This is a genomic window from Kluyvera genomosp. 1 (assembly GCF_001266615.1).
Lineage (GTDB): Bacteria > Pseudomonadota > Gammaproteobacteria > Enterobacterales > Enterobacteriaceae > Kluyvera > Kluyvera cryocrescens_A.
Genome location: NZ_LGHZ01000001.1, coordinates 202,784 through 215,097, shown reverse-complemented (window position 1 = coordinate 215,097; position 12,314 = coordinate 202,784). Strand labels below are relative to the sequence as shown.

Genomic DNA, 12,314 nt, shown 5'->3' with positions numbered 1-12,314 from the left:
AGTGTCGTTGTGTGGTTTGAAATCATTCTGTCACCGTTATCCGGGCAAGCCGTGCCCGGATAACGGTTGGCTTTTTACTCAGAACGTTAGTGTTTAATGCCTAGCGACTCGGCCAGCTGTTTCGCCAGCTGGTTGTTATCGTCTGCGCCATATTCCCAGAACATCGCTCCAGCAAGCCCTTTACTCTTGATGTAGTCAGCTTTAATACTCACTGAACGCGGGTTCTCATAGGAGAGGGCGAACAGCGCTTTGCCGTCGGTGGATTGCACTGACAGCCACGGCACTTTCGCCTGATCGTCCCAGTGCTCGGTAAAACGTTTCTGCGGGTCATTGAGCAATTTCGCCACGATGTCGTTGTACTTCACGTAGGTGTCTTTGCTCAAATCCACGCCCAGTGATTTAAACAGAACCACTTCATGTGGGCCAAAGTACGGCTGGGTGACCGGATTTTTCTGCGCATCCGGTTTGCTCCAGTCGATGCCCGGCTCGACGGTGCGTTTTGGTACGCGGCCGTAGAAACCGATGCCGAGGTTCATCTGGCTCGGCTTCAGGCCGGCGGCGATATAGTTATTGACCACAAAATCAGCGCTGTACTTATCCGCTGCCGCCACCGTTGGCCACTGGGTTGAATCGTACAAATTGGAGTTAAAGTACTGCGTGCCGTACGCCATGTCGTAGGTCATCAGGTTGATGTAGTCCAGCAGCGGGGCGATGGCCTTCACGTCCACCCAGCTTTTCGGGCTCTCAGCATTGGCCCCGACGGCGATGGTGACCAGCTTGTGTTTGCCAAACGCCGCGCGCAGTTCTTTCAGCAGCGTGGTGAAGTTGTCTCTGTCCGTAGGCTGACTAGCCACCAGGCCCCAGGCGCCGTTAACCGGGTATTCCCAGTCAAGATCGATGCCGTCGAGGCCATATTTGGCGACCACATCCTGTGCCGAACGGATAAACACCGCGCGTGCTTCAGGGCTAGCGGCCGCACCTGAGAATCCGCGAGCGCCCCAGCCGCCGACGGAGAGCAGTACTTTCAGGTTCGGATTTTGTTTACGCAAGACGGGGATTTTTTCTAGATCGGACTGTACCTTCGGCGACAGCCAGATTTGATGTAGTTTTGTCGGGTCTTTTAACGCGTCGTTGGTTTCATCTTTCTCATCGTTATAGATAAGGCCAAATGAATAGTTGAGGTGGGTAATCTGGCGCACATCGAGTTTATTGATATCGCCACCCGGCCCGGCTGTGACATCGCCGCCACCGTTAAAGTAGCCGACGGACATCAGTGAATTGGCAGACACAACGGAAGCGCAGAGCAGGGGTAAAGCTGCCAGCAAAGGCAAAAGTTTCATACTCGGTCCTCTTTGACATTGAAAAACACAGGCGCCACGGAAAAGGTGTGGCGAAAAAACAACCGTTGGAACATAGCATCGCCGAAGGGGAAAATCTGCGAAGCGGTTCACGGGGGAGAAGGCGGGTGGAGGAAAATTGACCGGGTTAGTGGAATATCGTTAGAAGCCGCCCGGGGGCGTAACACCGTTCACTTAAGCAAAGCGATTAGGGGAAACGCCGGGATTGGGTTCCCGAAGGGACGCCAAACCCGGCGGTCGCCCCGGGTATCTCAATCTGACACTCACGGTGTTACCCGACGTTGGGAGTGTCCAGAACCTCCGGGCGCTAAGTGGCTGTCAGGCTATCCCTGATTCTCAAGCCAGTCGTCGAGGGTATACAGCGTTGCCCCTTCGGCAGCCATCTCCATAAAGGCGTTGGCGCTATCCTGCGGCTGAATATTGACGCCGCGACAGCCGTCGGTAATGACGTTGACCGTATAGCCAAGTTGCAATGCGTCGAGCACCGTAAATTTGACGCAGTAGTCGGTTGCCAGGCCCAGAACGATAAGCTCGTTGATCGCATGCTCGCGCAGCCAGGCATCGAGACCGGTTTTTTGCCGATGTCCGTTATCGAAAAAGGCGCTGTAGCTATCGATATTAACGCTTTCGCCTTTATGGAATACGGCATCAATATCCTGCTGCGTCAGCAGCGGGTGAAACGCCGCGCCGTCGCTGTCCTGAACGCAATGGTCCGGCCAAAAGGTCTGCGCCAGTCCGTCCAGCGTCCCTTGCGTGTACGGTTCAACGCCGTGCTGGCTGGCAAAACTGCCGTGGTTGGCCGGATGCCAGTCCTGGCTTGCCACCACCGTATCGCCAAGGATATTCGCCGCCCGAATCAACAGATTGGCGACGTCGATGGTGCTATCGCCATCGGCCACGGCCAGCGCGCCGCCGGCGCAGAAATCATTTTGCAAATCGACCAATAACAGTGCGCGTTGCGTCATGGCGCTCTCCCTAATCGTCTGGCGTCAGCTCGCCACGCAGGTTTTGCTGCATGGCCTGACGGATGGTTTCGGTATCCAGCCCTTGACTCAGCAAGTAATGCAGCTTGGTCAGCGTCGCCTCTACGGTCATATCCGAACCGCTAATCACGCCCGCCTGCGCCAGCGCGTTACCGGTGGCGTAGCCGCCCATATTCACCTTGCCGGACATACACTGGGTGAGGTTAATTACCAGAATGCCGCGAAGGCTGGCTTCGGTCAGCTCTTTAATAAAATTGCCGTTCTGCGGCGCATTGCCGACGCCGTAAGAACGCAGGATCAGCGCTTTGACCGGCTGCAGCAGGAAGTTGCGCACTACGTCGGCGGAAATTCCCGGGTAAATGGTCACTACGCCAATTGGCTGTGGGGTGATGGGATGCACAATCAGCTCGCCATCACCGTGCGGAGCAGGCGGCGTGCCGAGACGGCGAATGTGAATACCGGCTTCCAGCAGCGGCGCCAGGTTTGGCGAGGCAAAGGCATCAAAACCGTCGGCGTGGGCTTTGGTGGTGCGGTTACCGCGATAGAGGCGATTGTTGAAGAACAACGTCACTTCGTTAATCGGGTAATTGGCGGCTACGTACAGGGCATTGAGCAGATTGATTTGCCCGTCGGAACGCAATTCAGCCAGCGGGATCTGCGAGCCGGTGACGATAACCGGCTTGCCGAGGTTTTCCAGCATAAACGACAGCGCGGAGGCGGTGAAGGCCATGGTGTCGGTGCCGTGCAGAATAACAAAGCCGTCGTACTCGTCGTAATGCGCTTTAATGTCGTCGGCGATGTGCTGCCAGTCTTCCGGCGTCATGTCGGAAGAGTCCATCAGCGGATCGTATTCGTGGATAGTAAAGTCCGGCATCTCCGGACGATGAAATTCAGGCATCAGCGCCAGCTGGCGCTGCAGGTGACCGGAAACCGGAATGTAGCCGTGATCGGAGCGCTGCATCCCGATGGTCCCGCCGGTGTAGGCGACGTAAATGGATTTTTTTTGCATGAGGTCGTCGAATGAGTAATCCAAAGAAAATCCCCTCCTTAGCGGAGGGGATTACGATTAGCGAATATTGGCGCAGGTCAGGCAAATTGCATAGCGATTTTGCGGATCGTTAAATACCGCCAGTTTATCGCTTTCGGCTTTTACTGCATTTGCCGCCGAGGCCAGCGGTGCCGGCAGGTAAGCCTGCAGCGCCTGTGGCAGGGCGGCGCGCACTGAACCTGACATGCTGTCCATCACCATATCAAAGAAGGTCGGTTCGCTCTGGTAGTAGTCAATGTGCCAGGCTTTAACCTTCGCCAGCTCTGCAGCTTTCGCTACCGCGTCGTCAAAGTCACCGAGGCTATCGACCAGCCCATTCGCTTTCGCGTCTTCACCGGTCCACACGTGGCCCTGGGCGATTTTATCGATAGCTTCCGGCGTGCTCTTACGCGACTGCGCCACGAGGTTGATAAAGCGTTTGTAGCCGTTCTCTATGGTGAGCTGCATCATCTGCTGCACTTCTGGGGTCAGCGCTTTCGTCACCGCCATGTCTGCCAGCGGAGAGGTGGAGACGCCGTCAGTGTGTACGCCGATGGAATCGAGCGTATTTTCGACGGTGTTGATGACCCCAAAGATGCCGATCGAGCCGGTCAGCGTGCTTGGGCTGGCGATGATGTAATCCGCCGGCGTTGAGATCCAGTAACCGCCGGATGCCGCCATACCGCCCATCGAAACAACTACCGGTTTGCCTGCCGCTTTGGCTGCTGCCAGTTCTTCACGGATCACCTCGGAAGCGCTAACGCTGCCGCCAGGGCTGTTGACGCGCAGGACGATAGCCTTCACTTTCGGATCCAGACGTGCATCGCGGATTTGTGCCGCGGTGGTATCGCCGCCGACGTTACCCGGGGTTTCCTCACCGTCCATGATAGCGCCGTTCGCAAAGACCACGGCAATGCTTGAGCCGGTATCCGCCGGGGTTTTCACCGCATAGTCATACATGCTGATGGCGCTAAAGTTATTGTCCGCTTTGCTCCAGCCAAACGCTTTAGTCATCGCTTTTTCGATTTCAGCACTGGATGCGAGCGTATCAACCAGTTTGTTATCCAGTGCGTATTTCGCCGTGTCGCCGTCAACTTTGCTCAGCCCATCCAGCATAGCCTGAGCGCCAGGGAACACTTGCAGTGCGGTAATCTGACGGTTCGCCGCGACGGTGTTGAGGTAGTTTTGCCACAGCTCGCCAATCCAGCGGCTATCCGCTTCGCGGGCCGCAGGAGACATATCATCACGGATAAACGGTTCAACGGCGGACTTATAGGTGCCGACGCGGAAGACGTGAGTCGAGACTTTCAGCTTGTCGAGCAGCGTTTTGTAGTACAGGCCGTTAGTGGCGAAACCGTGCAGGTCAACCACGCCCTGCGGCGACAGCCAGATTTTGTTGGCGAAGCTGGCGAGGTAGTACTGCCCCTGGCTATAGCTGTCACCAATGGCGTAAACCGGCTTGCCGCTGTCGCGGAATTCACGCAGCGCTTTACCGATGTACTGCATTGAAGGCTGATCGCCACCTGCGAAGTTTTTCAGGTCCAGCACAATACCGGTGATATTGCGATCATCCTTCGCCTGGCGAATGGTCTGCACGATATCGAACAGGGAGTTTTCCTGCAGACGGTCAGAACTGGCACCAAAAATTTGTTTCCCGATAACGCTGAGCTTGCTGCTGGTCGATGGTTTATCGACCACCACGCCGCTGATATCCATCAGCAATGCTCCGCGGCTGCTATGTTCGGTGGTGCTGCTGCTAAGCTGCATCCAGATGCCAACGCCGACCAGCACCAGCAAAATAAAGAACAGGTTAAGCACCAGTTCGCGGACGAAATTGAGCAATCGCCACGTCCATTTAAAGAATCCGACAATGAAGCGCCATACGGTTCGCATGTAATCTCCCTGCAAAAACGAAAAAGGTTCACCGAAACGGTGAAACGTGTGGCTATCCTAAATAGACCGTCGCCGGTTGTCAGCAGGAATCGCCTTCGGTGCTGTAACAAAATCCTCGCGCATGTTAATTTTATGAAAAATAACGTGAGAGGAGTGGTTTTATGGATGCCCTTGAATTATTGGTGAATCGCCGTAGCGCGTCCCGACTGGCTGAGCCTGCACCTGCCGGTGAACAATTGCAGAATATTCTGCGTGCCGGTATGCGCGCACCGGATCACGGCACGCTGCAGCCATGGCAATTTGTGGTCATCGAAGGCGAAGGGCGCGAGCGTTTTAGCCAGCTGCTGGAGCAAGGTGCGGTCGCGGCACAAAGCGATGAAAAAGCCATTGAGAAAGCCCGTAGCGCACCGTTTCGCGCGCCGATGATTATTGCGGTTATCGCCAAGTGCCAGGATCACCCTAAAGTGCCGGTGTGGGAACAGGAGATGTCCGCAGGCTGCGCGGTGATGGCTATGCAAATGGCCGCCGTTGCACAGGGCTTTAACGGTATCTGGCGCACCGGTGCGCTTACTGAAAGCCCACTGGTCCGTGCCGGTCTGGACTGTGGTACCCTGGACAAAATTGTTGGCTTCCTCTATTTGGGCACGCCGCAGCTGAAAGCATCGTCCACCTTTACCGCTGCGGATACTGCACCGTTTGTTCGCTATCTCTGACTTGATGTGAAAGCTTGCCTGGCGTAGCTAACGCAGCCGCTTCATGCAAAGCCCCTGCCTCCAGTCATCACTGAAGATGACTATAAGCAGGGGCTTAATCTTGATTACACGATAAATTCACCTTTCAGTTCGATAATCATGATCTCTTTAAGATTTCTGACACCAATCAGATAGCTGATAACATCAGCTTTTGCTTGCTCCATCTCTCGAAGTACATCGATAGCCTTATCCAGCACCGCCAAGTCACGGGTTATCTTGTCGAGATGCGCCAACCCTTCCTGCTGAGTCAATATCATTTGCTGTTTGTATACCAGCAGGTGGAACCTTGCGACGCCTGACTGCCGCCGGTTTCTTCACAATCCGGAAGAGTAACGCCGTGTTTGGTTATCATGGTATAGCCATCGCTGCTTTTATAGGTGTCGTCAGTTTTTTTATGATGATGCTTTTTATGCATCACGCACTCACCGGCGGCTTCAGCTCTCTGAGTACACTCATTCGCTCCAGAAGCATATTGCGAAGGGGCGACGTCATCACCATCCATTCGATGGAGTGGCGCTGCAATTACGCAGCCGCTTAAGGAAATTGCCATCGCTACCAGTATTAATTTTTTCATTATTTTACCCTTTATATATTACATCTTCTATAACATCATATTTACCTGGTTCTTATATTGAACGCATAGTCAATATGATGACGTACGCTACCATCATTAACGTTGAAGGTAGCGGTTATTTATGTATCAGTAGAACAGCATAATTAATGATGCCGGTCGGATCGCTCCGTAATGCTTCCCCTGAAAAAATAACGACTGGAGTTATTACTGTCATCGCTATTCCAAATCGATGAGTAATAAAATGATCCAACCGATAAGGCATAATGAGCACCAGAGCGTAAATACGATATTTCCGATTAACTCACTCATTCATCAATAACGCGATGACCCACGATTAACACGTTGATAGAAAGGCGATGTAAAGAGGGAGTATCCGTTGCGCAAGCCTGAGCATGCGTCGCCAGTCCCATAGGCTGAGAGCTACGTATCGGTGGGCTGGAGAGTGTCAGTTTCATTCTACTTACCTGTGGTGATTTCTCTGTTGATGTTTGCTAAACCCGATCCTATTTTTATTGTTATGGGATAGGTGTTAAATGTTATTTTTTATTGTTGATACGGTAGTGTATTTTTACCGTTGGCCTACGCTGTCACTCAGCGGTGTTTTATATAAGCCATTTTATTCAGTACTAACCAGAATGATATTAAATGCAGCTTCCTTTCTGGGGAAAGTAACTTAACCCGGCATGCGGGATTTAATCAATAGTGCCGACATGAAACCAATTTATTAACATGCATTGTATTTATATGTTTACTTATAACTGATGCTTTATCCGCATTGAATAGCCAGCTAATTTAAAATACTGTTAAGAATATTGACTTTCACCGTTAGGGATAATGAGAATGCTATGTTTTAAATTGACAAGAGAACAGCGCGTTATCGCTATAAAAACAGACGATCTGTTGGGTAAATAACCGCCTGGCCATCATGACGTTAACGTGATCATATAATTTAGACCCTTTCTTAGCTACAACCTCTCTATACTGTGTATCCTTCATCATCTTAACCGCGAACGCGTAGGCGGGGGCTTCCTGGACTGATGCGATGACATCGTTGTAAAATGTTCCACGTTCATCACGCCATGCTTTAGCCACTTTCGAGTCGCAAAGGTTTTACTGTTCGGGTTCCTATGTCTTTGAAGCATACCGGAACCTGACACGCGGGTGACCTTTGCTGATAGACGTCGTGATGCGGTGATCGATGCCATGATTTTTTACCCTAAACTGTAGGCAAACTACGGTCTTAGTCGTTAGGAAAACCAAGGTAAATCAAGGTTTATAGGTTTCTTAGACAATCAGGAGTTGTCCATGAGCGAGCAGGCTATTCGTTTAACGCAATACAGCCACGGAGCAGGTTGCGGTTGTAAAATTTCACCGAAGGTGCTGGAAACCATCCTGCACAGCGAGCAGACGAAGTTTATCGACCCGAACCTGCTTGTTGGCAACGAAACCCGCGACGATGCCGCCGTCTATGACCTGGGTAACGGTACCTCGGTCATCAGCACCACCGATTTCTTTATGCCGATTGTCGACAACCCGTTCGACTTTGGCCGCATCGCCGCCACCAATGCCATCAGCGATATCTTCGCGATGGGCGGCAAGCCTATTATGGCGATTGCTATTCTCGGCTGGCCTATCAGCAAACTGGCACCAGAGATTGCCCGTGAAGTGACCGAAGGCGGCCGCTTTGCCTGCAAACAGGCCGGTATTGCGCTAGCGGGTGGCCACTCGATTGATGCCCCTGAGCCGATCTTCGGCCTGGCGGTGACCGGTATTGTGCCAACGGAGCGTGTGAAGAAAAACAGCACCGCGCAGGCCGGGTGCAAGTTGTTCCTGACCAAACCGTTGGGGATTGGTGTACTCACTACTGCCGAGAAGAAATCGCTGCTCAAGCCAGAGCATCAGGGGCTGGCGACGGAAGTGATGTGCCAAATGAATCTGGTCGGTTCCGCTTTTGCCAATATTGAAGGCGTCAAAGCGATGACTGATGTCACCGGTTTTGGTCTGCTGGGGCACCTGAGCGAAATGTGTCAGGGGGCGGGCGTCCAGGCGCAGATTGACTTTACCGCGGTGCCTAAGCTGCCTGGCGTGGAAGCGTACATCGCTCAGGGCGCCGTTCCTGGCGGTACCGAGCGTAACTTTGCCAGCTATGGCCACCTGATGGGGGCGATGACCGCCGAACAGCGCGCGCTGCTTTGCGACCCGCAAACCTCCGGCGGCCTGCTGCTGGCGGTAACGCCGGATGCCGAAGACGCTGTGCAAGCGGCGGCGGCGGAATACGGTATCAACCTGACCGCCATCGGTGAGCTGGTGACCGCACGCGGTGGCCGTCCGATGATCGAGCTGCGCTGAGTCCATGCGCCTGTTTATCGCGGAAAAACCGAGCCTGGCGCGTGCCATTGCTGACGTCTTGCCAAAACCGCACCGCAAGGGCGACGGTTTTATCGAGTGTGGTAACGGCCAGGTGGTGACCTGGTGTATTGGTCACCTTCTGGAACAGGCGCAACCGGATGTCTATGACAGCCGCTATGCGCGCTGGAATTTGCAAGATTTGCCGATTGTCCCGGAAAAATGGCAGCTTCAACCCCGGGCGTCGGTAACCAAGCAGCTCAACGTCATTAAACGTTTTCTCCATGAGGCCAGTGAAATCATCCACGCGGGTGACCCGGATCGCGAAGGTCAACTGCTGGTGGATGAAGTGCTGGATTATCTCCAGCTGGCGGCAGAAAAGCGCCAGCAGGTACAGCGCTGTTTAATCAACGATCTCAACCCGCAGGCCGTGGAGCGGGCGATTTCTCGCCTGCGCGCCAACAGTGAATTTATTCCACTGTGCGTCTCAGCGCTGGCCCGCGCCCGCGCCGACTGGCTGTACGGCATCAACATGACCCGTGCGTACACCATTCTTGGGCGTAACGCGGGTTATCAGGGCGTGCTTTCTGTGGGCCGCGTACAGACGCCGGTTCTGGGACTAGTGGTGCGTCGCGACGAAGAGATCGAAAACTTTGTGTCGAAAGACTTCTTTGAAGTCAAAGCGCACATCGTTACACCAAAAGATGAGCGTTTTACCGCCGTCTGGCAGCCGAGTGAAGCCTGCGAGCCGCACCAGGATGAAGAGGGGCGTTTGCTTAACCGAACCCTGGCCGAGCATGTGGTTAAGCGCATTAGCGGCCAGCCTGCGTTAGTGACGGCCTATAACGATAAGCGCGATTCGGAAGCTGCACCGCTGCCGTTTTCGCTCTCGGCCTTACAGATTGAAGCCGCTAAGCGTTTTGGTTTTAGCGCCCAGAACGTGCTGGATATCTGCCAGAAACTGTATGAAACCCACAAGCTGATTACCTATCCGCGTTCCGATAGCCGCTATCTCCCGGAAGAACATTTTGCCGGGCGTCAGGCGGTGATGAACGCTATCAGCGTTCATGCGCCGGATCTGCTTCCGCAGCCGGTCGTCGATCCGGAGATTCGTAACCGCTGTTGGGACGATAAAAAAGTCGATGCTCACCACGCGATTATTCCTACCGCGCGCGCCAGCAACGTGAGTCTGACGGATAACGAAGCCAAAGTGTATAACCTGGTCGCCCGTCAGTATCTGATGCAATTCTGTCCGGATGCCGTGTTCCGCAAATGCCAGATTGACCTCGATATCGCCAACGGCAAATTTATTGCTAAAGCGCGTTTCCTCGCAGAAGCCGGCTGGCGGACGCTATTAGGGGCGAAAGAGCGTGATGAGGACAACGATGGTACGCCGCTGCCGGTGGTCGCGAAAGCCGATGAGCTGCTGTGTGAAAGCGGCGAAGTGGTTGAGCGACAAACGCAGCCCCCGCGCCATTTTACCGATGCCACGCTGCTGTCAGCGATGACCGGTATTGCGCGTTTTGTGCAGGATAAAGATCTGAAAAAAATCCTGCGTGCGACCGACGGGTTAGGGACTGAAGCCACCCGTGCGGGGATTATCGAGCTGCTGTTTAAGCGCGGTTTTCTGACTAAAAAAGGGCGTAACATTCTCTCAACCGATCCTGGCCGTGCGCTCTTCCATTCGTTGCCGGAGATGGCTACTCGCCCGGATATGACCGCCCACTGGGAATCGACGCTGACGCAAATCAGCGAAAAGCAGTGTCGCTACCAGGACTTTATGCAGCCGCTGGTGGGTACATTGTTCCAGCTTATCGATCAGGCACGCAGCACGCCGGTCAGGCAGTTCAGAGGATTGGCCGCACCGGGAGGCGGGGCGAAGAAAACGTTCAGCAAAGGGAAGGGCAAGAAGCGAGCACCGAGTCCTGCACAGGACGCGTAGCTAAAAGATATCGCGCCGCCCGGAAGCCCCGGTGTCGGCGCGATAATGAACAGATTAGATCACACCCTGGCCCAGCATTGCATCGGCCACTTTCACAAAGCCTGCAATGTTCGCACCGCGAACGTAGTTCGTCTGTTTCGCTTCACCGCCGTGCTCCACACAGGCGTGGTGAATATCCAGCATGATGTGATGCAAACGGGCATCCACTTTCTCCGCTTTCCAGCCCATACGCGCGGCGTTTTGCGCCATTTCCAGACCGGATGTCGCCACGCCACCGGCGTTAGCCGCTTTACCCGGTGCAAACAGCACACCGGCTTCAAGGAACAGATCGGTTGCTTCGATGGTGGTTGGCATGTTGGCGCCTTCCGCTACGGCCTTCACGCCGTTGGCAATCAGCACGCGAGCGGCATCAACATCGAGTTCGTTCTGAGTGGCACACGGCAGGGCGATGTCAACTGGAACGCTCCACGGCTGTTGGCCTTCGAGATACACCAAACCAAATTCGCGCGCGTAGTCGGCAACGCGGCCGTCACGACTGGCTTTAATTTCGCACAGACGCGCCAGCTTCTCTTTAGTGAAGCCCGTTTCATCGACGACGGTGCCGCTGGAGTCGGAGGCGGTAATGACGCGTGCGCCCAGCTCCATGGCTTTTTCAATCGCGTACTGCGCGACGTTGCCGGAACCCGAGACGGCTACACGGGTGCCTTCAAAACCAAGGCCGTGACGCTTAAGCATCGCTTCCGTGAAGTACACCAGACCGTAGCCGGTCGCTTCTGGGCGAATCAGGCTGCCGCCGAAAGAGAGGCCCTTGCCGGTAAATACGCAGGCGGTATTGTTGGAGAGTTTTTTCATCATCCCGGCCATAAAGCCGACTTCACGTCCACCCACGCCGATATCACCGGCCGGTACGTCGGTGTCTGCGCCCAGATGTCGGTACAGTTCGGTCATCAGCGACTGACAGAAGCGCATCACTTCGCCTTCACTTTTCCCTTTCGGGTCAAAGTCAGAACCGCCTTTACCGCCGCCCATTGGCAACGTGGTGAGGGCGTTTTTAAAGGTCTGTTCGAAGCCGAGGAATTTCAAAATGGACAGGTTAACGGAAGGGTGGAAACGCATTCCACCTTTAAATGGACCGATAGCCGAGCTGAACTGAACGCGCCATGCGCGGTTAACCTGAACCTGATTGCGGTCGTCTACCCACACGACGCGGAACTGAATAACACGCTCAGGTTCAACCAATCGCTCCAGCAGCGAAAGCTGGCGATAGCGCGGGTTCTGTTCGAGGAACGGCCAGAGCGTTGTCATGACTTCGCGTACAGCCTGAGCAAACTCGGTCTGGTGTGGGTCGCGTTGTTGAACATGAGCCAGGAATTGATTCAGAGAAGAAACTTGATCCATAAGTATAAGTACCTCTTATGATTGTGGATGTATGTAGTTGT

General features: G+C 54.2%; 11 protein-coding genes. 3 read left to right on the top strand and 8 right to left on the bottom strand.

What is annotated here, in order from left to right:
* Positions 1-86: 86 nt before the first annotated feature.
* The 4 genes from KP80_RS01065 to sppA form a co-directional block, all read right to left on the bottom strand.
* A complete protein-coding gene (locus KP80_RS01065; protein WP_052281713.1) occupies positions 87-1,340 on the bottom strand; it encodes a glycoside hydrolase family 18 protein in 1,254 nt (417 codons plus the stop codon).
* Between the two features lie 341 nt (positions 1,341-1,681).
* Positions 1,682-2,323: a bifunctional nicotinamidase/pyrazinamidase gene (pncA, locus tag KP80_RS01060; protein WP_052281712.1), complete on the bottom strand. Its 642-nt coding sequence runs from the start codon at positions 2,321-2,323 to the stop codon at positions 1,682-1,684.
* Between the two features lie 10 nt (positions 2,324-2,333).
* On the bottom strand, positions 2,334-3,350 hold the full coding sequence (gene ansA, locus KP80_RS01055) for an asparaginase (protein ID WP_052281711.1): 1,017 nt from the start codon (positions 3,348-3,350) through the stop codon (positions 2,334-2,336).
* Positions 3,351-3,407: 57 nt separating this feature from the next.
* Positions 3,408-5,261, bottom strand: coding sequence for a signal peptide peptidase SppA (sppA, locus tag KP80_RS01050; protein WP_052281710.1), 1,854 nt, complete (start codon positions 5,259-5,261; stop codon positions 3,408-3,410).
* Between the two features lie 161 nt (positions 5,262-5,422).
* Here sppA and KP80_RS01045 point away from each other — a divergent pair, with 161 nt between their 5' ends.
* Positions 5,423-5,974 (top strand): NAD(P)H nitroreductase, encoded by a 552-nt coding sequence (locus KP80_RS01045; protein ID WP_052281709.1) that lies wholly within the window; start codon positions 5,423-5,425, stop codon positions 5,972-5,974.
* Positions 5,975-6,078: 104 nt separating this feature from the next.
* On the opposite strand, the gene KP80_RS01040 is transcribed toward KP80_RS01045, so the two are convergent.
* From KP80_RS01040 to KP80_RS22975, 3 genes are all read right to left on the bottom strand, one after another.
* Positions 6,079-6,270 (bottom strand): hypothetical protein, encoded by a 192-nt coding sequence (locus KP80_RS01040; RefSeq protein WP_052281708.1) that lies wholly within the window; start codon positions 6,268-6,270, stop codon positions 6,079-6,081.
* On the bottom strand, positions 6,267-6,587 hold the full coding sequence (locus tag KP80_RS01035) for a hypothetical protein (RefSeq protein WP_052281707.1): 321 nt from the start codon (positions 6,585-6,587) through the stop codon (positions 6,267-6,269). Before KP80_RS01035 ends, KP80_RS01040 begins: the two co-directional genes overlap by 4 nt.
* A gap of 305 nt (positions 6,588-6,892) precedes the next feature.
* Positions 6,893-7,042 (bottom strand): hypothetical protein, encoded by a 150-nt coding sequence (locus KP80_RS22975; protein ID WP_156315548.1) that lies wholly within the window; start codon positions 7,040-7,042, stop codon positions 6,893-6,895.
* Between the two features lie 850 nt (positions 7,043-7,892).
* On the opposite strand from KP80_RS22975, the gene selD reads away from it, so the two are divergent.
* Together selD and KP80_RS01020 are read left to right on the top strand one after the other, a co-directional pair.
* Entirely contained in the window at positions 7,893-8,936 is a 1,044-nt protein-coding gene (selD, locus tag KP80_RS01025; RefSeq protein WP_052281705.1) for a selenide, water dikinase SelD, read from the top strand.
* 4 nt (positions 8,937-8,940) lie between these two features.
* The gene (locus KP80_RS01020) at positions 8,941-10,875 is read left to right on the top strand and encodes a DNA topoisomerase III (protein ID WP_052281704.1); all 1,935 of its coding nucleotides are present in this window, start codon (positions 8,941-8,943) and stop codon (positions 10,873-10,875) included.
* A 54-nt stretch (positions 10,876-10,929) separates the two neighbouring features.
* Here KP80_RS01020 and gdhA read toward each other — a convergent pair whose 3' ends face one another.
* Positions 10,930-12,273: an NADP-specific glutamate dehydrogenase gene (gene gdhA, locus KP80_RS01015; protein ID WP_052281703.1), complete on the bottom strand. Its 1,344-nt coding sequence runs from the start codon at positions 12,271-12,273 to the stop codon at positions 10,930-10,932.
* Positions 12,274-12,314: the final 41 nt, after the last annotated feature.

Excerpts from the sequence above, each read along its gene's own strand:
- KP80_RS01065 (WP_052281713.1), bottom strand. The coding sequence starts at position 1,340 with ATGAAACTTTTGCCTTTGCTGGCAGCTTTACCCCTGCTCTGCGCTTCC.
- pncA (WP_052281712.1), bottom strand. The coding sequence starts at position 2,323 with ATGACGCAACGCGCACTGTTATTGGTCGATTTGCAAAATGATTTCTGC.
- ansA (WP_052281711.1), bottom strand. The coding sequence starts at position 3,350 with ATGCAAAAAAAATCCATTTACGTCGCCTACACCGGCGGGACCATCGGG.
- sppA (WP_052281710.1), bottom strand. The coding sequence starts at position 5,261 with ATGCGAACCGTATGGCGCTTCATTGTCGGATTCTTTAAATGGACGTGG.
- KP80_RS01045 (WP_052281709.1), top strand. The coding sequence starts at position 5,423 with ATGGATGCCCTTGAATTATTGGTGAATCGCCGTAGCGCGTCCCGACTG.
- KP80_RS01040 (WP_052281708.1), bottom strand. The coding sequence starts at position 6,270 with ATGATATTGACTCAGCAGGAAGGGTTGGCGCATCTCGACAAGATAACC.
- KP80_RS01035 (WP_052281707.1), bottom strand. The coding sequence starts at position 6,587 with ATGAAAAAATTAATACTGGTAGCGATGGCAATTTCCTTAAGCGGCTGC.
- KP80_RS22975 (WP_156315548.1), bottom strand. The coding sequence starts at position 7,042 with ATGAAACTGACACTCTCCAGCCCACCGATACGTAGCTCTCAGCCTATG.
- selD (WP_052281705.1), top strand. The coding sequence starts at position 7,893 with ATGAGCGAGCAGGCTATTCGTTTAACGCAATACAGCCACGGAGCAGGT.
- KP80_RS01020 (WP_052281704.1), top strand. The coding sequence starts at position 8,941 with ATGCGCCTGTTTATCGCGGAAAAACCGAGCCTGGCGCGTGCCATTGCT.
- gdhA (WP_052281703.1), bottom strand. The coding sequence starts at position 12,273 with ATGGATCAAGTTTCTTCTCTGAATCAATTCCTGGCTCATGTTCAACAA.